The organism is Methylomonas sp. HYX-M1, from assembly GCF_040741385.1.
Lineage (GTDB): Bacteria > Pseudomonadota > Gammaproteobacteria > Methylococcales > Methylomonadaceae > Methylomonas > Methylomonas rhizoryzae.
Genome location: NZ_CP160405.1, coordinates 1916605 through 1940070, shown reverse-complemented (window position 1 = coordinate 1940070; position 23466 = coordinate 1916605). Strand labels below are relative to the sequence as shown.

The 23466-nt window shown below is 57.9% G+C and carries 13 protein-coding genes; 1 reads left to right on the top strand and 12 read right to left on the bottom strand.

The window, feature by feature from the left end:
• Window positions 1-3 precede the first annotated feature (3 nt).
• The 11 genes from AB0A83_RS08890 to AB0A83_RS08840 all read right to left on the bottom strand — a co-directional run bounded on the left by AB0A83_RS08890 (window position 4) and on the right by AB0A83_RS08840 (window position 18108).
• Window positions 4-1113, bottom strand: a complete 1110-nt coding sequence (locus tag AB0A83_RS08890) for a hypothetical protein (protein WP_367156032.1) — start codon at window positions 1111-1113, stop codon at window positions 4-6.
• A 100-nt stretch (window positions 1114-1213) separates the two neighbouring features.
• Window positions 1214-3856: a patatin-like phospholipase family protein gene (locus tag AB0A83_RS08885; RefSeq protein ID WP_367156031.1), complete on the bottom strand. Its 2643-nt coding sequence runs from the start codon at window positions 3854-3856 to the stop codon at window positions 1214-1216.
• A 24-nt stretch (window positions 3857-3880) separates the two neighbouring features.
• Entirely contained in the window at window positions 3881-5698 is a 1818-nt protein-coding gene (locus tag AB0A83_RS08880) for an ATP-binding protein (RefSeq protein WP_150047925.1), read from the bottom strand.
• Window positions 5695-7107, bottom strand: coding sequence for a toll/interleukin-1 receptor domain-containing protein (locus tag AB0A83_RS08875; protein ID WP_232056827.1), 1413 nt, complete (start codon window positions 7105-7107; stop codon window positions 5695-5697). Before AB0A83_RS08875 ends, AB0A83_RS08880 begins: the two co-directional genes overlap by 4 nt.
• 22 nt (window positions 7108-7129) lie before the next feature.
• Window positions 7130-10684 carry a hypothetical protein gene (locus AB0A83_RS08870; protein WP_367156030.1) on the bottom strand — a complete coding sequence of 1185 codons (3555 nt, stop codon included), beginning with the start codon at window positions 10682-10684 and terminating at the stop codon, window positions 7130-7132.
• Window positions 10677-12119, bottom strand: coding sequence for a toll/interleukin-1 receptor domain-containing protein (locus tag AB0A83_RS08865; protein ID WP_150047923.1), 1443 nt, complete (start codon window positions 12117-12119; stop codon window positions 10677-10679). The genes AB0A83_RS08870 and AB0A83_RS08865 overlap by 8 nt, the downstream gene beginning before the upstream one ends.
• A complete protein-coding gene (locus AB0A83_RS08860) occupies window positions 12116-12730 on the bottom strand; it encodes a hypothetical protein (protein ID WP_367156029.1) in 615 nt (204 codons plus the stop codon). The genes AB0A83_RS08865 and AB0A83_RS08860 overlap by 4 nt, the downstream gene beginning before the upstream one ends.
• A 424-nt stretch (window positions 12731-13154) precedes the next feature.
• Window positions 13155-13466, bottom strand: coding sequence for a CcdB family protein (locus tag AB0A83_RS08855; RefSeq protein ID WP_150047921.1), 312 nt, complete (start codon window positions 13464-13466; stop codon window positions 13155-13157).
• Between the two features lie 254 nt (window positions 13467-13720).
• Window positions 13721-14920 (bottom strand): DUF4062 domain-containing protein, encoded by a 1200-nt coding sequence (locus AB0A83_RS08850; RefSeq protein WP_150047920.1) that lies wholly within the window; start codon window positions 14918-14920, stop codon window positions 13721-13723.
• A gap of 93 nt (window positions 14921-15013) precedes the next feature.
• A complete protein-coding gene (locus AB0A83_RS08845) occupies window positions 15014-17428 on the bottom strand; it encodes an FtsX-like permease family protein (RefSeq protein WP_367156028.1) in 2415 nt (804 codons plus the stop codon).
• Complete coding sequence (locus AB0A83_RS08840; RefSeq protein WP_367156027.1) at window positions 17425-18108, bottom strand: ABC transporter ATP-binding protein; 684 nt, start codon at window positions 18106-18108, stop codon at window positions 17425-17427. The genes AB0A83_RS08845 and AB0A83_RS08840 overlap by 4 nt, the downstream gene beginning before the upstream one ends.
• An 81-nt stretch (window positions 18109-18189) precedes the next feature.
• On the opposite strand from AB0A83_RS08840, the gene AB0A83_RS08835 reads away from it, so the two are divergent.
• Entirely contained in the window at window positions 18190-18444 is a 255-nt protein-coding gene (locus tag AB0A83_RS08835; protein ID WP_367156026.1) for a hypothetical protein, read from the top strand.
• A gap of 188 nt (window positions 18445-18632) precedes the next feature.
• On the opposite strand, the gene AB0A83_RS08830 is transcribed toward AB0A83_RS08835, so the two are convergent.
• Window positions 18633-23390 carry a choice-of-anchor D domain-containing protein gene (locus tag AB0A83_RS08830; RefSeq protein WP_367156025.1) on the bottom strand — a complete coding sequence of 1586 codons (4758 nt, stop codon included), beginning with the start codon at window positions 23388-23390 and terminating at the stop codon, window positions 18633-18635.
• Between the last annotated feature and the right edge of the window lie 76 nt (window positions 23391-23466).

Below are 23466 nucleotides of genomic sequence, written 5' to 3'. Positions count from 1 at the left end.
CTCCTAGCCCATAATGCCGCGTTCGCCGCTCAATGCCGCGTCCGCGGGGTTGGCCGCTTTCGCCTTACCGCCGCCGGCCTGAGTTTGTGCGCTCTCGCGCACCAGGCGTTGCGCGTCGTCTTTACCGGCCAAAGTGCCGCGCAGTTTCAGCAGGTTTTTCAAGGCGCTGTACCAAAACGGCGCCCCTAAACTGACCAGTACGATGGACAGCAAAATGCCGAATAGGCTGACGTTTTCCCAGTTTTTGCACCATTTGACGTTGCCGCGCCCGACTACGTTGATCAGGCCGGCGTCTTGCAACATGCCGACTTGACTTTTTAAGGCTTGGACGTCCACGCCGCCCGCAGCGGCCGCGCCGGCTTCCGGCTGTTTGCCCTGCATTTCTTCTGCATTGAGTGCGATAGCCTGACCCACTAACTGCGCGCGCAACTGGTCGTCCATCGCCAGCCGATTGATCACGTCCAGCGTATCCAGCTGCGCCGCGCAGACCACCAGCACCGAACACAGCACGGTGATGACGCGGGTGCTGGCGGTAAAACGGTCGGCCACCCGGTCTATGGTTTGGTCGAACCAGCTGTTGACCTTGGCCAGCAACTGGCTGCCGGCTTCCTGCAGCATCGCCGCGCTATGCCGGGCGCCGGCGGCCATGTCCGGATTGGCTTTTTCCAATTGCAAAGCAAACTCGCGCACGTTATTCAAAGTGCCGGCCGGATCGTCGATGCCGTTTTTCTTGAGCACCTCGAACAGCGCCGTTTGCACCGCCGGGGTAAACACGTTGTCGTCCAGTCCGAAGTTTTGCCCCTGCGATAAATCCAGCAGCATCGCGGTAAATTCCTCTCTATGGATGGTATCGCCCAGCTTCACCCCCAACACCGGTATGCTACGCAGGTGGCTGATCATCGGGTGGGTCAATACGGTAATGGCCACTTTGTCGGCGATGTCGCGCTGTAAAGCCGGATCGATTTGCTGCAGTAAATCGGCCAAACCGCGCGCCAGGTGTTTGCCGCGGGTATTGGCCAGATTGGTCACGAATTGGGTGAGGACCGTCACCACCATGCTGGCAATCAACATCACCACGCTGAGGCCCAATAACACGTCTATGGTTTTCAACATTAGATAAAACTCCTTCAAATGAGACTATCGACTCGGGAATACGAGTGAATCGAGGCTGGATCACACGCGTAACAACCGTTCCCAAAAGCTAAGCGCGCCGCTAACCTGCCCTGTCTTCCGCCGCCGGTTCTTGGCTAGTCGCGGCCGCTGCCGGCAAGCCTAACAAGCGCTGCAACCGGCCTCTTTGTAAAAACCAGCGATCGAACAACAACAGATGGATTTTAGCGACCACATACCCGGCCACGGCAATACCCAACTTAATCAGGAAACTTTCGGCTTCGGCTTTGGGATTGAGCCAACGCAATGCAGGCGCTACTATCGTCCCTAATAGGGATGCTATGCCGACGATGACTACGGTCGCGTTGATCGTCCAGCTGGTACCCCACAAAGCGATTAAGCCTTTGATCAAAAAATAAGCCGCCACCAGACCGAGCGCTAGTGCCGCGACTTTCAATTGCGGAATCAAATGCCAGGCTTTGAACGCCAGCTTGCCGGCCACGTCCAGTTGCTTGACCAGATCGTCGCGTTGCGCGGATGGTTGTTTTTTGTCTTGCCCTAACAGTTTTTCCAGTTTTAGAAATTCCCAGTTACCCCGCTCGGCTTCGATCTCGAATCCACCCCAACGGCCAGCTTTGCCGTCTTTGCGGTGCTGAGCGTCCAAATCCCGCAGCTGCCTGTCGGTCATCAGATAACCGCTGGCCATCAGCGCATAGGCTTCCACTTCGGTGAAGGAATCCAGGTCGGTGCGAATCGCGGCGATTTTGCGCTGCAGGTCTTTGGCGATCCGATAATCGGTGAGGCCGCTATCGTCGCTGGGTGTTATGTCGTCCGGTAGCCAATCCAGCGGCTGCGGCACTAAACCTTTTTGGGTGTGCACGAAAAACAAGCCTTGCAGCGCTCCGCTGTCCAGCCGGCTTGCCATATCCTGGTATTCGGCTTCGCGTATCCGGTCTTGCAATACCGATACGGTACGGAGCAGCACGCCGGCCGGGTCGCCGGCCGGTTGATGCGAATCCGCCATCTGGCCGCTAGCGTCACTGCAGAAAATCAGGGTACAGCCCTCTTCCAGCAGACCCTGCACGCCTTGGTTATCGTGCACGCCGCCGTCGACCAATTTCACCGTGCGGTCCTGAAACAATCCGTCCAATACCAAGGGCTCGAACAAGCCGGGTACGCAAGACGAAGCCGCCGCCGCATAGCCTAGCCGGAAATGTTGCAAATCCTCGCTGGGGGCTTGGTGGTAATACAAGCGCCGATAGCGCTCGTTGCAATCGATGTCCAACGCGGTCGGCGGTTCGCCCATCCAGCTGGCGGTAAAAAACCAGCTATGCCCGGAGTTCAGCGAGGTGGTGTTCAACAGCAGCATCGGCACCTTGGCTCGCCGCCGCCAGTTGTGGAATTTCAACTTGAAATCGGCCGATTGAAATCTGCCGTGCTTGGGAGTGACCAATAGATCCGGCATATGTCGCGGCTGAACGCCCCTGCCGTCTTCTACCTTGGAATACAGATTTTTTTCGTACAACTCGCCCAACTTATGGCTGCGCGTATAGGTTTTCTTGAACAAGCGTTTCGATAACCTCGAATTGCCGAGTACCAGTTGCCCGTTCACTTTCCAATCGCCCAAGGCCTGCATGCGGATATTGCTTTCCACCCCGCGCAGAAAATCCTGCTGCAATTTGGCGACCAAATCGATGTAATCCTGACGGCACAAAGTCTTGCTATCGTCTTCCAGCAAACGCTGTACTTCCAGATAGTACTGGGCGCCTAAAATGCTGCCGCCGGATACGCTGGACAACACTTCGACGCTACGCAAGGCGTCGACCTCGGCCAGACGGGCCAGCAAACCCAGGTGAAAAAACGAGGCGCGAAAGCCGCCGCCGGACAAAGCCAAACCGACCTTGCCGCGATGGCAGGCCAGGGCTTCGGCGGTGTCGGCACCGAGCAAATGACTGAGGGTTTGCCAGGCCTCGTGCCATTCTTCGGTCTTCTGTCCTTCCGCCGGACTGGGAATGCCTTTTTGACGGGCCAGTTGCACCCATTGCCGGAAGGTGGTTTGCAACATCCATTCGTCATGCTCGGCCTTGACCGCTTTGTCCAAACATGCTGCGGCTTGCGGGTATTCACCCAAACCGAAATGTATTTCGCCCAAGGTCACCTGAAACCAGTAATCCTTTTTTAATTTCGCGTCGGCTTTTAACGCGGCGTCCAGGGTGACTTTAATTCTTTTGCGCAAATCGGCCGCTTCGCCGCGCAAACGCAGCGCGTCCGCCGATGGCAAGCCGCTACGGTTTTCCAAGGCTTGGGCGCGGGCGGCCAGAACGTCCAGTAAGTAACAGGCATTAGCGCCGCCGTAACAGCCGTCCGCCGTCAGATTGCGCTCGTAAGCGGCCCGGTAAAACGCCAAACTTTCGAACACATGCTCCAATTGACCTTTGCATTCCCATAAACGCTTATATACAGCTCCGCCCAGAGACAGCGTTTCCGGATCGGCGGTGTTAGCATCGCGTAGTTTGGCTTTTTCCAGGTAGTTTAAAGCAGTCTGCAAGCGGGTTTCGGTGTGCAATTCTTCGTCTTTATAAGTACACAAAGCCAGTTGTTGGATGACCCAGGTTTCGCTTGCCAGCTCCTTGGGAACTTGTTCCAGTGCCCGTCTGGCGTCGCCGAAGCGGAACTGGGCTTTTAACGCCTTGATCTGTTGCTTTAACGCCGTCAGCGCGCTGTTTTCTTGATTGTCGTCAGCCATAGACTGGGTCCTCCTACGCTATTGTTATTGTGGGGTGGTGGAAAACGCGTCCGGTGCGAACCAGATTTCGAATTGTCCCGGCGGGATTACCGTGGAGTTTTCGAATCCGGAAATGTATTTGGTGGAGACGTTGGCAACCCGCTGTTGCAGCAACAATTTGGCCAAGACGTCAGCGGCAGTGGCGTCATTGCTGCGAAAGTAACGGACTTCGGTAGTGGACGGGCCTTTGGAAAGCAACTGGATCATAGGTACTCGGTAATCTTGCTGCTTAAACCAGGCCCGTAAACGGTTGGCGTCGGGTTTTTGCTTAGGGCTGCGGATTTGTATGTAGATGAGTTGCTTGGCGACGGGCTTAGTCGATTTCGGGGCGGTGGTGGTTGCCGAACCGTCGTCCGCCGGCGCCTGCTCCGACGGACTAGGGTTGTCGGCAGGCTCCTCTCCCGTGTCGGAGTCCGCATGCCGGCTTTTACTTTCGTAGTAAAGCGTGGCGTATTGATCCGCTTGTTCTTGATCCTGCAGCATATTCCAGTAACCCAAGCCGATCACCAAAACCAACAGACAAACCGCGCCTGCCAGCACGCGCCGCACCGCCCATTCCGCCTGCCGTTTGTCCCGCACCCGCCGCACCACCGACACCAAGCGGTCGTGGATCAGTTCCACCCGCGGCGTACCCATTTGCTGTTCTACCCGCAGCAAGCGGTGTTTGTCGGTCAGCTCGCTCAACTGTTTTCGGGTAATCAGGTTTTCGTCCAAGGCCAGTTGCACGGGGTAACTGCTACGGTATTGATTGCCCTGAATCAATTTGTGCTCGATGAACTCGGCGGCTTGTCCCATGCCGGATAAGGCGTTGCGGTAATAGTCTTCCAATATGGTCTGCCCTACCCGGCTCAATAACTCTTTATCTATCCATTCGGCCTTGGCGGCCTGCCGTTTCAAGTTCAACTGATAGCAGCACAAACTCAGCAGCACCGGCTCTATCGTTATTTCGCCGCCGGATTGCCGGGCATCCAGGTTGCCGACGAAGTCCACGATACCTTCCGCCGCACCGTCCGCCAGTATGTCCGCCCCGGAACGAATCAAGGCTTCGATCGCGCAAGCGCGCGACATCGGCAACAATTGACACCAGTTTTTCAGCAAGGAGGGAACGTCTTGCTCCCAGTTTTTCAAGGCCGGCAGAAAGTCTTCGCGAAACGACAACAACACCCGGTAGCGTTGCGAGCGGGTATCCAATTGTTCGGTCAAGGCTTTATCGACCTGCCCGGAAGCTAAATGGGCGGGCAACTTGTTTTCGATCAAATCCGCCAAGCCCTGGCATAGCACGCGCGGCGCCGGCAGCTGCGGATGGACGCCGGCGAAGACTTCTTCGAATTGGTCAAATACCAGTACCGGCGTCAACAAATGATTGTCGGGGCTCCAGATCTCCATGTCGCGCCGGTGCAGATAAGTCCACAAGTCGTCCTGGTAAGCGAACGGCAAGTAGTCGACCCCGGCATCGCTCAAGGCTTGCCGCAACCAATAACCGACTTGCTCGCTAAACGGCACCTGCCCGCCGCTGGCCACATCCAGCCGGATGTACACCGGCAGAAAATGCGCTTGCCGCAAAACCGGAAACAAACCCGCTTGCAATAGCGAACTTTTGCCCAGGCCGGATTTGCCGTACAGCACCGTCAACGGCGACAGCTTGATCAAGCGCAGCAATTCCTCGACTTCGGCCTCGCGGCCGTAGAAATAATCGTGCGAGCTTTCGTCGTAAGTCGCCAAACCCGGCCACGGGTTTTGCGGCGTCAGATGCAAGCCGGTGGCGGCGGTTAAATCGTCTGTCGATTCGGACACGGCGTTCATACTTGCTCCCGGCGGCGCAATTCGCGGATCAGGTTTTTCAGATGATCCCGGGTGCGCTCGTTGGCCACTCCGCCCGGCGCGTGGCCGAAATCGATGCGCGAACGCCACTCGTCCGGCACCCGGCTATAAGCCTGCGGCCGGTAATCCTCGTCCAGAATGATGGGTAAAATGAATTCGCGGCCGCGTATCGCTTTGCTGCGGTCTATCGCTGCGTCCCATTCCCGGTAGAAAAACTTTTCGTCGAAGCGGTCCGCTGCAGCGGAAATCAGCGGCAGGAAATAGCGGCAACTTTTGATGCCGTCGAAAATCAGCTTTTGAAAATCGCCGCCGGGCTCTATGGCCTCGCGGTCGAACCAGATTTCCCGGGCGGTCAGACCTTGCTCCTGCAGGATTTGGAACAATTTTTCCGCGGCCGGCAAATCGGTGGCACGCGAGTAACTGATGAAAAACGCTACCGAGGCCGGATCGCCGCCCTGGTTCTGCTCTTGACCGGCTGCCGCTTCGGCGGCCGGGGTATGTTTGGCTTGCCAGCGCCGGTACAGTTCGTCCACAAACGCGGCCGGCGGCAACTGATTGATCAGTTTGGTCTCCCGGCTGAATTCTTGTAAAAACGTGTTGAATTCGCTTTGACTGACCGCATCGTTGACCAGCCAGGCGCTGGTGCGTTTTTCCGACAAGCGGTTTTGATTGGTCAAGCGCAACAAAAACCGGCTCAGCCAATCCGGAAACTGGCTGCCCAAAAACAGCAGGCTGCGCTGTTGCAGCTCGCCTAAAAACCGCGCCGGCACGTTGGCGCCGCGCGCCAGCAGGTTGTGCGAATATTCCAGGGTGTCTTCGTCATGAATGGCGTAGACCTGGGCCGCTTGCGCCTTGCCGAACAAGTACAGCACATTCGCTTCGCCCGGCCGTTTCAGCCAATCGGCGGGCAAATCGCCGGCTTCGCTGGTCGGCAAATACGGCGAATGCACGATTTCGTTGACCGCCACCCGTTTGCGCAAGGCCTGCGCCAACAAGGTATCCGCTGTCAAACTGACTAACAGTTTAAAAGAGCTGATCGCCGCCAATTGCTGTAGCGCGGTCGGCAACTGAAAATCCGGGCCGGCGCATTCCGCTTCCAACGCATCGGCGATGTCGGCATACAGGTTATCGACGTTGATGTCGGCGTCGGCTTTCAACAAACTGACCGCATGATGCAATTCCTGCATCGGTGCCAGCACCCGGCCGTTCAGGTCGAAATCGTTGTTTGCCAGCAGTTTGGCGGCAATCCGCTGCTGTAAGGTCTGCGTAGAACCGCCTATTTGCCAGCTCAGTAATTGGCCGCCAACTACCGGCACCACCCGGCCGTCGTCTATGGCTTTGATCAAGCGGTTCCAGAAACGGTCGTCCAGTTCGTTGATTGCTTGGGCCATAGCGCCTCCTGAAAGATCGTGCTTAGGGTTGAGAGAATGTTGCCGTCGCCCCGTTCTCGAACGGGTCCGGGGGTATCGGCAAACCGGGGCATTGTTCGATGTAGTCGATGTCCGCCGACACCCAGTCCCGCCATTCTTTACGGCTGAGGTTGCGCGGCAGTTTTTTGCAGAGTTGGTCGGCCCAGCCGTCGAATACGGGCCAGGTTCTAAGAGTTTTATCGTAATTGCTGGCAGAAATTATCTGGCTACCATCACTGCTGAATGCAACGCTGGTAACCGCACCGTCGTGCCCCATTAACGGAGTGCCTATTAAGGCTCCAGTTTCGACATCCCAAATACGTATTGACTTATCCCAACTACCGGAAACGATGCGTTTACCATCAGGACTAAAGGCTATCGCTTCTACAGATTCGGTGTGACCGCGCATCGGCGTTCCGACTTCATCTCCGGTATCGACGTCCCAAACACGCAAGCTTCGATCCCCGCTAGCCGAGACTAGCTGCTTTCCGCTTGGGCTAATAGCTAACATTGAAATCCAGTTGGTATGCGCGTTTAGAGGCTTTCCTATTGCCATGCCTGTATCGGAATTCCAGAGCCTAATCGTATTGTCCAGGCTTCCGGAAACGATCGTTTGGCCGTCCGTACTACAAAGCACGCTAGATACGGAATCGAGGTGCCCCTCAAAAGGCCGCCTAATCGGTTTGCCCGCCCTAACATCCCACAAGCGTACCGTTTTATCTTTGCTACCGGACACAATGCGCTTTCCGTCGCTACAAAATGCCACCGCAGTCACTACCTCACTATGCCCTTGCAAGGGATCGCCTATACTCCGGCGGGACCCAACGTCCCACAAACGCAAGGAATGGTCGGCACTGGCGGTTACCAGCATTTTACCGTCTGGGCTGAATGCCGCCGCTGCAATATAGTCGTTATGCCCGGCCATCGGATCGCCGATCGGTTGCCCCGTTTCCAAATTGTATAGTTGCAATTCGCCGGATTTGCTCGTGACGAGAATTTTATTATCCGGACTGATTACCTTGATCGATGCTGCATCGTTCACGGTAAAAACAGGCGGATCGAGAGCCTTTCCGAAATCAGCTTTCCAAATTCGCAGTGTCCCGTCCCAACCGCCGGATGCTAAATAGCTGCCGTCTTTAGTGAACGCAATACTCCGTACCGGTCCGATATGTCCGCTCAACACCGAACCCAACGCCTCGCCGGTTTTCGCATCCCAAACTCGAAACTTTTCATCCGTACTTGCCGATATTATGCGGGTGTCATCCGGGCTAAACGCTAGGCTCCAAACGGCGTCGTCATGGCCTAACGAACCAATCAATTTGCCGTCCTTGCTGCTCCATAAACGCAAGCTTTTATCCCAACTCGCCGAAGCGATACGATTACCGTCCGGACTAAAGGCGACCCCCCAAACCACTTCACTATGCCCTAGCAAAGACATTTTTTCTGTCAACGCCTTGCTGTCCCGTAGCCGAACGATGCCGTTTTCGCTAGCCGATACGATAGATTTCCCATCCGGGCTATAAGTTACGCTGGATACGAACCCTCCCTCTCGATTCCTAGCTGCAATGCTGTTAGATTCCAAATCCCATAACAACAGCGTATTATCCCCACCACCGGAAACTAGCGACCTCCCATCCGGACTAAACCCCAGGCTCAGTACCGCATTATCGTGGCCATTCAGTGTAACTGGGGCAGCTGTTAAGCTAGCGAGCGCCCAAATTCTTATCGAGTTATCCCCGCTGCCCGATGCAAATCGCTTTCCATCAGAACTAAACGCTACACTCAGTACAGCCTTGTCATGAGCCTCCAACGGCACCCCAATCTGATGGCCTGTAACCACGTCCCATAATCTGAGCGATTTATCCCAACTACCGGTGACTAACGTCTTGCCGTCGGGGCTAAAGCCGACGCTGGTAAGCTTATCGGGCATCTCTCGTAAAAATAACAAACCGGGAAATTTCAGATACTCGGTTTGTAGCGATTCATCAACTAAACCGACTGGATGCCCAACTAGCGTCTGCACAATTCGGTGGCTCGACAGCACCTTAAGCAGACCAACTAATGTTCCGCCCGGGCGTACGCCCGAGGTTATCGCGTTTCCTTCCACACCGATCCGAATCGCCGTTGCCGAAATCTCAGCTCGCCGCGCTTGCTGTTCCGCCTCCACTGCCTGCTGCTTTGCCCGCCACATGTACAAAGCAACCCCGGCAAACAACAACAACGCGGATATCGTTCCAAACAACCACTGCCGGCGGCGTCGTTGTTCCCGTTCCTGTTCCCTGCGCCGCTCGCTGTCCTGCCTGCGCCGCAACGCCACTTGCGCCAGCCTATCGTGCACCAGTTCGATACGATCGCCGCTTTCCAGGCTTTCCCGCCGCAGCAAGCGCCGGTCGATCACGGTTTGCAACTGCTCGGCGCTGACCCGTTTTTCGGCGACTATCGAGTCGGCCGGATAAGCCAGCCGCACGCCGTCCGCGGTAATCAAAAATTGCTCGACAAACTCGCCGACCGCGGCCGGCAAGCCTTGCAAGGCTTGATCGTAAAAACGTTCGACGATTTGCCCGCCGGCCTGCGCCAGGTTATCGGTATTGAGTTTGGCCTGACCGGCGCGCAGCCTCTCGTCGTTCAAGCCGGCGCACAGCAGGCCCAGCAGGGCCGGCTCGATTTGCCCCGGCCCGCGCGTTTTCAGGCTGCAACTCAAGGTCTGGTTTTTGGTTTGGGATAAATATTGGACGATGTTCTTAGCGTCCGCATGATTGACCAAGCTGCCGCCGGTACGCTCTACGGCCTGTGTGGCTTGGTCGCGCGACATCGGCGCCAGGCGGAAACGGTTTTGCGCGAGTCTGGGGATCAACTCGCTCCATTCCTCCAACTCGGCCAGATAGTCTTCTCGCAACGAAAGCAAAAACCGGTAGGGCTGGATGTCGAAATTCAATTGATCGCACCAACCTTCGTCGTCGTTCAGTTTCTCCGCCAGTTCGCTAGGAATGCGGTTTTCCAGCAGATCGCCCAGTTGAAACAGCCACTGCTGCATCCGCTCCGGTTGCTGCGCGCCGCGGGTGAACATCTCTTCAAACTGATCCAGCACGAACACCGGCTGCCAGACCCGCCCGCCGCCGTCGACCAATTCGATGTCGTCGCGGTGTAAGTCGCTCCATAAATCGTCGCTCAGCAAAATCGCTTCGTCGTCGCCGTCCGCCGGCTGTTTGTAGCGAAAACTCAAGGGCTGTTTGTCGTCCGTTTGGGTCAGATGAATTTCTTCGGCCCAGCGTTTGGCCAGCTGAACGGACAAATCAACGGCATTAGCGTCGTGGTCGATGCGCCGATAAACCGGCAGCAAGCGCTGCTCCCGCAATTTGGGAAACAAGCCGGCTTGCAATAACGAGGATTTGCCCAACCCGGATTTACCGAATAATACCGTCACCGGCGCGGACAATACGCAGCGCAGCAGCGCGGCTTTTTCCTCGTCGCGGCCGTTGAAGAACGCTTGCGCGCTTTCCGGAAAGGCTTCCAGCCAGGGCCAGGGATGTTCGGCGTCCAGGCCGGTTGCGTCAGCCACGCTCGTCATCCGGAAACCGCCGGCAGCGTTCGCGCAGCGCGGCTTGTGCCTCGGCGTCGAACACGCCTTGCGGCGCGTGCAGCAAATGCCGGTCGAAAAACGCCCGGGTCTCGCCGGCGGCGATACGCGGATAACGGCTTTTGCCGGCCGGCTCCGCGTCTATGCCGACCGGCAGCAGAAAGGCGTCTTGAATGCGCCGCGAACGGGCCACCGCCAGATTCCATTCCTGCCAAAACACCCCTTCGCGGCGGGCGTTGGCCTGCGCCGACAACAGCGGCATGAAAAAATCGCAGTTTTCGATGGCGTCTTCGATCCGGTCCGACCAATCGTCGCCGCCTATCAACTTTTTTTGGTCCAGCCAAACCTCGGCAAAACCCAGTCCGAATAAACTGTCGGCCAGCAAACGGGCCGAAACCGCGTCCTGACTGGCGTAACTGACGAACACACTGGGGCCGCCGCTAGTCATTATCGGCCGGGTTGAGGCGGCTGTCGGCGCGGCGCGGCGCGGAAAACGCCGCCACAATAAGTCGATGAACCCTTCCGTCGGGCCGTCGAAGCTAAGCGTGTTGGGGCTGTACTGGGTTAAAAAGCTTTTCAGGCCCAAGTCGCTGATGCTGGGCGATAAATATTCGAAGGTAGCTTTGCTGTACAAGCGCTCGTCGTTCAGCAAACGAATCAAGGCCCGGCCGAACCAATCCGGCAAGTTGCAACCGATCAGCAGTTTGTCGCGGCGTTGCATCTCCGCCAACAGGGTTTTAAACGGCCCGGCCGGGTTGGATTGCAGCCGGTACAGATATTCCAGCGTATCCTCTTCGTGTATGGCAAAACCGCCGATAAAATTGGCGCTGTTACCCAGCATTTGAAACACCCCCAAACGGCCGGGCTGCAGCGCATGCATGCCGGCCAAAGCCGCCGAGGAATCGCGTAGCGAAAAACTGTTGCCGGGCACGCTCGGCCCGCTCTCGCCGGATTGCAAGGCGCGCTCCAACAAATTGTCCGGCGTCAGGCTGACATACAAGGAGAAGGCCCCCACCTCGGCCAAGCGTTGCAAGCTATCCGCCAGCCGCACTTGGCCGGCGTACTGTCCGATCAAGCGGGAAATCTCCCGGCGGATGCGGTCTTCCACCCGCCGGCCTTGCTGGCTCGCCAAAATCCAATCGACCGCTTTATGCAAGGCCCAAGTTTGTTGTAAACCCGCCGCTTCGGCGTCCATCCCGAAAGTTTGCAGCAAGTCGCACGCGATCAAGCGATAGAAGGGTGCGGTTTGGACAATGCCGGCGGCATCGGCGTACTCCACCAACAACGCATCCGGGCCTATCACCGGAATCACGTTGCCTTCGCTTAAAGATTGCTCCAATGCCAGCCAATCGGCATCGGCAAATGCCGGCACGCCGCTTTGCGAAGTCGAAAAACCGGCTGCAGCGCTGGCGTTCATAAGGTGCGGGTATCCAGCCAAACCACCCTGCCGCCCGCCTGTTCCACCTCGGCGACCATATGCGCGGTGCCGCCCGGCCCGTCGCCGCCGCCGCCGTCCCACAAACACATGAACGCCGGCGCTGCCAGGCCGGCCGCCAGCGCGGTGTGCAGCAACCAAAGATTACAGCGTTCGTAAGGATTTTCGCTCTCGGCGAGCGGGCCTAGCGCGTGCGGCGCCGCCAAAGGCGGATTGGGCAATTGTGCGACGATGGCTTGATAGCGCGGCAACCAATCGGCTTGGCCGGGGAGCACCGAATGCGCGATGAATTCCGCTTCGGTAAACGGCTGCAACAACTGCAGTTTCACCCCGCGCGCCAAGCAGGCTTCGGCAAACAGGATGTCGCCGCCGCACGCACCCTGAGTCAAGCCCAAATCGTCCGGGCCCGCTTGCAGACTGTCTAACGCGCTGGCAACGGCGATAGCGGCGGCGGCCTGCTTGCTTGCGGGAAAGCGCGGGCGGGCTCTGTCCGGCGCGTCGACCATGTGGCCGCTGAACAGCAACACCCGGCGGGCTTGCCAGGGTCCGCCGTCAGCGGCGGCCAGCGCGATATTAGCGGGCGGCGGATACATCGCTCGCCTTACGGTTAGCACATAAACAACGGATCGGCATTTAAACTCACTCCTGTGTCGTTATAGTCATTAGCTTAAAAAGTGTAGACCAGTTAACGTTTTTTGGCGCTCACCGAATTTGTATCCGGAAAATATTTTTAGCCTAACGCTCATGAAAAAGCGGCATCACCCCAGCAAGCAAAAGTTTTTCTGTGGCAGCGACGCCCTCGTCGCGACGAGGGCGTCGCTGCCACTATGACTTTCAGAGTAACGCTTGTCATTTGAAACGAGATGAAAAGCAAACAGACAATTCAACGCGGCTGCTTGGAGCCCGGCCTGCGCTAAATCGCCGCAGTCGCTGTCAAGCAAGGGTTGCAGTTCATGCAGGGATCGCTGTTCGGCTAGTGTGAGGCGCCGGTTAACACCTGCCGCCGGATGTGATCGATTAAATCCCGGTAATCGGCAAATCCGCCGCCGCTAAAATCTCGCCTCGTAGCGCGTCCAATTCGGTTGCTTTGCCACCCGGATTGTTCGCCGGAATGACGGCCGTTTCCTGCACTGCCAGCAGGTAGTGTTGTCGCTCGAATTCAAAAACCGGGTTCAAGCGAGTAATGGGTTTTTGCTCGACCAGATTAACGGCGGAAATTACCGGCCTGGTTTTCAGCCCGTCCAGGAAATCGCTCTGAACGTCGAGTAGAAAGGGGTACCGGCCTTGGGTTTGCCGGTTGGTATTTCGGTACAGGACGAACTGCGCCATCAAAAACGCCGCAAGCTATCGCTGAAACAGCCTTCGGCTTCGATCAGGCCGCGTTCCAGAGTGGCCGACAAAGTTAATTTGCAAATCCTTGGCTTGGCAGCTCACTGTTGATGCTGAGATTGGCGGTTTTTTTCGGGGCAGTCGGGTTAACGGCGATTTGCATAATGCGCACAATTTATGCGCAAACAAATGGCTTTGGCTAATCAATTTTCGAGACAGCGACTCGTAACTATTGATTGTCCCACCCCAAATCATTACCGCGTCATCGACAGCGCCCGCGAGACCTGTTCGCGCACGAACATGCGGGCGATTTGCTCGGCCAGGGCTTGTTTGTCGACGATACGGGCGAAGCGGCCCTGTTCCGACACCGGCACGAAGCGCATCGGCCAGTCCAACAAACGCTGCATATATAAGGCCGGATTGTCGCCCGGCAGCACGTCTATGGCTTGGCCGATCAGATACGGCGCCAGCCATTGTTGCAAATCGGCTTTGCCCACAAATACCGGCGCGTTCTCCTCGCCGCCGTGTTCCTGCATATGCCCGCTCCACAAACCGGCGCGGCGACCGACTTCGCCGGCGCAATCGGGCACCGCTTTACCGATCTTGGGCAATTTTTCTTCGAAACGGCGCAACGCGGGAAACATCGCTGCCAAACGTTCTTTGACGATTTTGGGATGCACCACCCCGATCAAGCTATCTTGTTCGCCGACGAACACCATGATTTCCGCTTTGGTCAAGTCCGCCGCCAGCGCCGCCATCAAATACAAGCGGCTGGCCCACCATTGATTGCCGCCGCCGATGTCGATCTGCAACGCCTGCGAGCCGGCGAGCCCGGCGATGATTTGGGTGATTTCCTGTATCGTGCTGTCGGATACCGAATAGGTGCGCACGCTGGGTTGGTTCAGGCGCACGTCCACCTGCAACGACTCCAAATTCATTTGCCGGCCGATTTCCTCGCGATACACGGCCGCGCTGACCAGACTCGCCAAGTCGGACGGGGTACGGAAGTGGTTGATCAAATAGGTTTGACTGAGATACTGGCGTAAATCGGCAATCGCCTTGCCCTGTTTGTTTTCGCCGTTGACCGCATCGAACTGGCTGGACGGCCATTCCGCTTCCGGGTCCAGTAAAAACGCCAATACCGGTTTTTTGCTGAATTCGGCCTGTTTTAGTTCGAATTCGGTGACCGAGGTTTCGCCCTTGCTCGTGCCGGTGGGCAAACTCGGCTCGCTCACACCGAAATCCTTGGGCACGTAACCGTAGCGCCAGGCGAAAATGCCCAGATAAAGGTCACATGCTTCGACGTCCAGCAAACAACGGCTCAAAGGCCGCGCTCCCTCGGCCACGTAATCTTCCATGCCTATCGGTTGATGGCCCATGCGCCGCAGCACTGCCGCCACCGCGCTTCGGTGTTGCTGCAAATCGCGAAAAGTCGAGGAAATGTATATTTTCATGGCCCACCTGTCCGCATGAAAAAAAGCCGCAAATGCCAGCCCCCCAGTATAGTCAAACCCCTATCGATAAGCAGGCCGAACGCACGCCTGGAATCAATGCGCCAAACATTCGCGTATCGTCAGCCGTTCGGCTTGCCGGGCCGGCCAATAGGCTGCCAGCAACGACAGGGTCAATACGATCAGCAACCAATACCCGGCCGCGGCGTGATCAAAGCAGTAATCCAGCTCGACGTTCATCATGGTGCGCCCCAATAAGTCGGCCAACGGGTGGCCGGCCCGGTAAGCCAGCGGCACGCTCAGCGACCAGGCCAGGATGCCGTGCAGCAAGCCTTCCAGCGCGAACAAGCGAAACACCGCCGGCGACGGCGCGCCTATCGCCCGCAGCACCCCGATTTCTTTCACCCGTTGCAGCACCCCTATGCTCAAGGTACCGGACAAGCCGATGCCGCCGATGGCGGCGACCATCGCCGCCAAGCCCCACAAAGTGCCCAGCACCGATTCGAATTGGTTGCGGCTAAATTGCCGTTGCGCCAGTTTGGCTTCGCTGCCGTAGCTGTCCAACATCACGCCGGCCGCCTCGAAACGCTGTTTCAATACCCACAACAATGCCTGTTCCTGCAACTCGTCTTCCGCATCCGCAGCCAACAAGGCATAGGACGCCAAGCGTTTGCCGCCCTGCTGCTTGCGTATCGTCTCCAGTGGGGCGTAGACCGGTTCCACCATGAAATTATTGCCGGCCAGCCAGCGGTACAAGCCGATGATTTGCCAGCGCTGCACTTTGCCGTCTATCGTGACGTCAACGCTGTCGCCGGTTGTAATGCGGTTGGCGGCTGCGGTATCGGCATTCAACACCAAGCGATGTTCTCCGGCGTCGTCGGCTTGCAGCCAACGGCCGGCTTCGATATAAGGCTGGTACAAAGCGGATGCGGCCGGCAAGGCCATTATCTGCATGCCCAAACTGCCGCTTTGGGTTAACGCTTGCCCCTGTCTGCCGATTTCCACCGGCAGCCGTTGCCAGATCGACACCCCCTGCACCACCGGCACCGATCCGGCAATCGCATACACCTTGTCTTCCGCCTGATCCGGGCTAAAACTCAATTTCAGCGCGTAGCGGGTGCGGGCCGCTTCGTTGTCCAGGGTCAAGTTCAACGAAGCAATCAGGGCGCACAACACCATCAGCATCACCCCGGCTGCAATCAGCACGCTTTGGGTCAACAACAAACGGGTTTTGCGGCGGAACAGGTTACCCAAGGCCGTGGCGTACAACGTCGGCAACAAGCGGGCACCGACCGCTTCCACCATGCGATCGAAGCGGTTGGCGCCGAAATCGGCAGGCAAACCGTAATGCGCCAAGGCCTCGCGCACCGTCATGCCGGAGGCGCGCCAGACCGGCGGTAAAGCGGCCAGCAGCGGCACCGCCAGGCCGCCGCCGACCATCCAGATGATCGCTTCGTTCGAGACCTGGAACGCACCGCCGGGCACGTTGAACAAGGCCAATAGCCGCCGCGCCGCCCAGTCTGCACCGTACAAGGCCGGCGGCACCGCCATGGCAAGCGCCGCCACCGCCAGTAGCGCCACTTCGCTCAAATACAGCCATGCAATCCGCAAACTGCCGCCGCCCAAAGCTTTCATCACGCCGATTTGCTCGGTTTGCTGGGCCAAATGCGCAGCCACCGTATTGAAAATCAAGGCGCCGGCTAATCCCAAGGATGCCAGCGCCATCACTTGCAACACCGCATTGATGCCGGCAACGAAGCGGCGTCCCCAATGCCGGTCCGGGTCTTGCAGCAAGGTGACCGCAACCGGCGCTTGCTTCGCCGCCAACAAAATTCTCAGCCGCGTCGCCAGCTCGGCCGCCGCCTCTGCGCTGTAAGGCGGCCGGAGCTGAACCAGCAACTGGCGGAAGTATCCGGCCGGCAGACCGAAAGTCTTGGCTGCTTCGCGACTGGCGAAAAAATGTACCTGCCCGCCGAACTTAGGCGGTTTGACGAAAGGATGGCGCAGCACGCCGGACAATTCGAAGGTTTGCGAACCGGACGCACTTTGAAATTCCACACTGTCGCCGAGGGCCAAACCGGTTTGCGCCAGCGACAGATTTTCCACTGCCAGCTGGCCGGCCGCCGGCCAATTGCCGGCTTGCAGTTCGGTCAAATCGTAACGCTGGGCGCGGTAATCGTCGCGCAGCATCAAGGTCGCGTCCAGCCACTCGTCGCTGCCGGACTTGCGATAACGAACGGGTAACGGATTGATGGTGTCGACGCCGGCCACACCCGGCACGGCCGAAATCTCTTGCAACAGCTTAACCGGCGCTGCCCCGCGCAGAATCAAATTGATATGTGAGGGCTGCGAAGCGCGGTGTGCGGCGTCCATGTTGTTCAACATCAAGGCTACCATGCCGAACAACATTCCCACCGAAAAAATGCCGATGGCCATGTTGACCGCCGCCAACAGGCTACGCGACTTGGCCAAGCGCAAGTCCGCCCACAATTTGTAACGCAATACGCTCATAAACGACCGACACTGTCGGCGTGGATGCGGCCGCTACGAATTTCCAGCTTGCGCCCGGCGGCGTCGGCCAACGCCTCGTTGTGAGTGACCATCACCAAGGTCTTGCCTTGGTCGCGTAAATGCGCGAACAGTTCGAATACCGCGTCGGCGGTAGCCGCGTCCAGATTACCGGTGGGTTCGTCGGCAACGATCAGCGGCGGATCGTTGGCCAGCGCCCGCGCGATTGCGGCCCGTTGTTGTTGGCCGCCGGACAATTGACTGGGCAGGCGTTCGGCCATGTCCGCCAAGCCGACCCGTTCCAACAACTGCATGGCTCGTTCACGACGGTGCCGCTTTGCCAATTTACCCAAAAAATCCATGGGCAACACCACGTTCTGCCAGAGATTCAAAGTCGGCAACAATTGAAAAAATTGGAACACAATGCCGACGTTGGCTCCGCGCCAAGCCGTCAACTTGGCGTTACTCAAGGTTTGCAAGGCCGCACCGTTAACGACGACCGCACCGCTGCCGGGATGGTCTATGCCGGTCAGCAAATTCAGCAACGTGGATTTGCCGTTGCCCGACGGGCCGACAATAGCGACGAATTCGCCGGCGGCAATCTGCAAATCGATGCCGTGCAACACGGTGTGCATTTCCCCGGCTTGCGGGTAGGCTTTATAGACTTGACGTAGCTGGATCATCCTAAAAATCAGTCGAGTTTAACCGTATACGTTGAATACGCCCTTTGGGTAACCATAATCTTTAAAAAGAGCACCAACGGCATGCGGCACAAAACACGCCGCCCCTTACCGGCACTCACGGCGGGGCAGATTATCTACGAGCTGTCTACCAACAGGTTTGCCGTTTTTTTGATGAACGAAAGCCCGCCGCAGTTAACCTCCATCGCCTGCCGGTACCGGATTTTAAGCGAAGCCATGAAAAATTATCTGATCGGTATGATCTTGAAGTCGCCCGAACAGTCACGTATGCACTGCATACCATTTTTCAACACCAACCAATATCAACAGAATCAATAAGGTACGCGATGCGTATCTACATGACTCAACCGTCTCTCGCTATCGCTTCGTTTCCAAGGTTTCGTAGCGTAGCGAGACATCGCGACCAATACAACCATCAGCAACCGGTAAAAATATTGGGGTTCGTGCCTCCCAACCGCCCTGTCCGTGCGGGAAGCGACGTTAAATCAAGCCGTCGCGATAGCGACTCAAAAGCCTACAGCCTTGCATAAATGGTGCTCTTTAAATTTCGGGAAGTTAATTGCGACGGTATCCTTACGGCGTTTTCCCACCAACAACCCCAAGCCGGACAACATGAACCAGGCGGATGCCGGCAACGGTACCGCCGATACCTGACCGTTCAACACCAAGCGAATGTCGGCGATATGGGCGTCGTAGCCGCTGGCGTTGTAACCGAACAGAGACAAGCTGGCCGAATTTTGAAAGTTTCCCAGCGTGGCGGGTAAAAACTCGACCGACAAACCGTCCAGGGCTTGTCCGGCTTCAATGCCGCTAAAACCGCTGAAACCGGTCAGGCTGAATGCGTCGACCGCGCCGGTATCGAAACTGCCGCGCAAGGTATCGGCTGGACCGATTACCGAATTGGCCAGACTCAGCGAAATGGTTACCGGTGCCGAACCGTGCTGCAGGTTGCCGAAATCCAGTACATATTCGCCGCCGATAAAATCGAGATCCGCGTTACCGGCAACCAGCAGTAGTTCCGGATTGACGTAGCTGTTGACTTGCGCGCTCAACGCCAAGCCGGCTTCGCCGAGATCCAGGTCGCTCATTTCGGCGTTACTGCTGCGCAAGGACAAGGCAGCGTTGCCGCTGAAAATGCCGGCGGCCGAAGTATCCAGCGCTACCGCCAGATTGGTACTGTTACCGGCGGCAACAGCACTCAAATCGCCGCTAAGCGTGAAAGCCGCCGCGGGTGCGGCGGCGATCGTTGCGGACAGGTTATCGGTCAAGACGCCCGTGGCCGTATTACTTAGCGAAATGCTTCGATTGGCCACGCTATCCCCTACGTGCACAATGCCGAAATCAAGCGCGGACGCGGACAGGTCGGCGGCAGCGGCGGCATAGACCCGGCCGCTCAGATTGACCTGGCCATCGGCCAAAGCCGTATTCGCCAACCCGCCGAGCGTGCCGTTCGAGGTAAAAGCCAGCGTGGCATCGCCGGAATAGGAACCGGCGGTATTGCTGTCAAATTGCACCGTCAAACCGCTTTGCTGATTGGCGGCCAGATCGACGACGTTGGACCCGCCGGCGGAAAAACCGGTGGGCACCGCGGAAACCGCAGCATCCAGCCCTTCATGGAAGCCGTCGGCAGCCGCTTGATTGCGGATGACGATCGTGGCGGCCGTGGCCGCATCGCCGACCCGGCGGGCGCCCAGGTCCAGGCTGGCGGTTTGGATCAGCGGGTCGGCGTAGCCATAGACATTACCGCTGACTCGCACCGACCTGCCGTTTAACTCGGTCAAACCCAATCCGCTGTTACCGCTGCCGTCCGATGCCAGATTGACGGACACTGAGCCGCTGCGCGCCCCGGCAGCACCGGTATCCAGAAGCACGGCCAGATTATCCGCTGTTTGCCCGGCTCCCAGCTGGGTAATGCCTTGGCCGTTGTGGCCGGCATTACCGGAGACGGCGCCAAACGAGGCATTTAAACTTTCCGAAAAACCGTCGTTCACGGCCAGATTGCTAAGCAGTAGGTTTTGACTCAATACATCGCCGACGTGCGCATTGGCGAAGTTAATTTCCGTTGCCGACAAACCGGGTGCGGCGTATCGGTACACCGCGCCGTCGATACTCAGCACTTGTTCGCCTACGTTATCGAAGTTATTGACGATGGCGACCGTCTGACCGCTGAGCGCGCCTGCCGTGCTGCCGGTGAAAGTAACCGCCAGATCGCCGCTATCGGTGCCGCTGCTCAGTGGCCCGAAATTGGCGGCAGTGACGCCGCTGCCGCTCAGACGGCTATCGCTCAGATTGCCGCCGTTAGCTGCGGTTTGCAAAGCCCCGCGCAAACTGCTGCCATTGCTACCGCTGTTGGCGACGCGGTAATTGCGGGTCAGCGTGTCTCCGATATGAATGTTGCCGAAATCCAGCCCGGGAGCGTTGCCGGCACCATTGCTGATGTCGCCGCTCAGCTGCTGGGCGGTATCGCCGGCCGCCAGAATTTGCCCGCTGCCGTTGATGTTGGCTCTGGCGTCAAAGGCATTGCCGCTGACAAAGTTGGCATTGCCGTAGTCTCGAGTGACCAGCAGATTTTGCGAACCCAAGTTCAGACTGCCGTTGTTGTTCAAGGTCCCGATGCGACTAGCTTGGGTTGCGCCGGATAAATCGATTTGGGCTCCGTCATTGCTGGTCAGCGACGAGCCCTCGCTCATGTCGAGGCCGCCATTGATGAGCAGACGACCAAAGCTGGCGACTATGCTGCCGCTGCCACTCATCGGGTTATCGCCGCGTAGCGCGCTATTACCGAAACTCTGTAGCGTGCCGTCGTTGACCAGACTATTAGCGATAAACAGACTGTCGCTCAATTCCAGAATGCCGGTGTTGCTGAAATTGCCGTTGTTGGCGCTGGCGCTAAAGCTACGACCGTTTTGCAGGCGCAATGCGCCCTGGTTGGTTTGCAGGGTTTCGTCCAGGGTTCTGCCCTGATTGCCGGTATTACGCGCTTGAAAAACAGCGCCCGCCCCCACCAGATAAATATCCGCCGCATTGGTAGTGATGACCGAATTGTTTTGTTGAAAATCCAGGGTAGCCACTTGCCCGTCGTTCGCCTGGACACGCCACACCCCACCGGTGAGGGTATTGCCACTGAGATTGGACAGGCCTGCGGAGAACGCCAATGTCCCGCTTTGCGCCTCGACCGTGCCGGCGTTGTTGAATGTGGCCAGAATATTCGAGCTACCGCTGCCGCCGGATTTGCGGAAGGTCGCGCCGGCGGCGTTGTCGATCACGCCGGTGCCGCCCTGGTTCGAGTTCCAGGTGCTGCCGCCGTCATTTTGCAGGTCGAACAGACCGTTGTTGACGATGCGGCCGGCCACGCCGGCATTGCTGCCGCTGTTACCGCCGTTTAAATTAAAGCTGCCGAGACCGGTTTTGATCACGGTACCGTCGTTTTGCCAGACGCGGCCGCCGTCAAGAGCGAGACTCGAGCTTAAGTTGGTCGTGCCCTGCGTAACCAGGGTACCGCTGCCCTCCAGATTGCCGCCCAAGCTTGCGGCACCGGTAACAGTCAGGTTCCCGGCGCCACTTAGCGTACCGCCGGTTTGGATCAGGCTTCCGGTGCTGGCGTTTGCGTTGAACACTAAAGTACCGCCGGTCTGTTCGGTTTGACCGGCGATGGTGTAAACGGTGTTCACATTGACCGTACCGGCTGACAACAGCACCCGGCCGTCGGCGTTCATTTCGCCACCATTCAAATCGTGGGTGCCGCCGCCGAATTGCAGGGTGGCACCGTCAGCCACCGTGAAATCGCCGCTATGTGTGCCGCCTGCACTCAAACTCAAAGTGCCGCTTTGCGCCTCGACCGTGCCGGCATTGTTGAACGTGGCCAGAATATTCGAGCTACCGCTGCCACCGGATTTGCGGAAGGTGGCGCCGGCGGCGTTGTCGATCACGCCGGTACCGCCCTGGTTCGAGTTCCAGGTGCTGCCGCCGTCATTTTGCAGGTCGAACAGACCGTTGTTGACGATGCGGCCGGCCACGCCGGCATTGCTGCCGCTGTTACCGCCGTTTAAATTGAAGCTGCCGAGACCGGTTTTGATCACGGTACCGTCGTTTTGCCAGACGCGGCCGCCGTCAAGAGCGAGACTCGAGCTTAAGTTGGTCGTGCCCTGCGTAACCAGGGTACCGCTGCCCTCCAGATTGCCGCCCAAGCTTGCGGCACCGGTAACAGTCAGGTTACCGGCGCCACTTAGCGTACCGCCGGTTTGGATCAGGCTTCCGGTGCTGGCGTTTGCGTTGAACACTAAAGTACCGCCGGTCTGTTCGGTTTGACCGGCGATGGTGTAAACGGTGTTCACATTGACCGTACCGGCTGACAACAGCACCCGGCCGTCGGCGTTCATTCCGCCACCATTCAAATCGTGGGTGCCGCCGCCGAATTGCAGGGTGGCGCCGTCAGCCACCGTGAAATCGCCGCTATGTGTGCCGCCTGCACTCAAACTCAAAGTGCCGCTTTGCGCCTCGACCGTGCCGGCATTGTTGAACGTGGCCAGAATATTCGAGCTACCGCTGCCGCCGGATTTGCGGAAGGTCGCGCCGGCGGCGTTGTCGATCACGCCGGTGCCGCCCTGGTTCGAGTTCCAGGTGTTGCCGCCGTCATTTTGCAGATCGAACAGACCGTTGTTGACGATGCGGCCGGCCACGCCGGCATTGCTGCCGCTGTTACCGCCGTTTAAATTAAAGCTGCCGAGACCGGTTTTGATCACGGTACCGTCGTTTTGCCAGACGCGACCGCCGTCCAGCGCAAGGCTGGCGCTTACGTTGGTGCTGCCCTGCGTAATCAAGGTGCCGCTGCCCTCCAGATTGCCGCCCAAGCTTGCGGCACCGGTGACAGTCAGGTTACCGGCGCCATTCAATGTACCGGAGCTATGTGTCAATTGGGAAACGGCGGAAGCACCGCTGGCATTGTTAGTGGTTGTTGCACCGGTCAGTGTCAGGCTGCCGGAACTGATAGCCAAGGTTTCATCCCCACCATTCATATTGATGCTGTTGACGGTTTGCCCGCCGCCGGTGGAGCGGATGGTGACGGTTTGCGTGCCCGCAACATCGACGATCACGTCATCCGTCGCGCCGGGCAAGGCGGGCGATGAATTCCAGTTGCCGGCGACATCCCAAAAACCGCTGCCGGCCGTCCAGTCGATTTGCGCAGCCGGAGCCAAACCGGGCGATAGCAGCGAAAGTATGGCGGCACTCAATTGCGTCGGTGAAAATGCATGGAGTCTGATCATAATGTAAATCCTCGGTATTCGCTGATGTTTGATAACGGGAAAAATGAGCTGCGTATCCGGTTGTAGCGCAAGCACA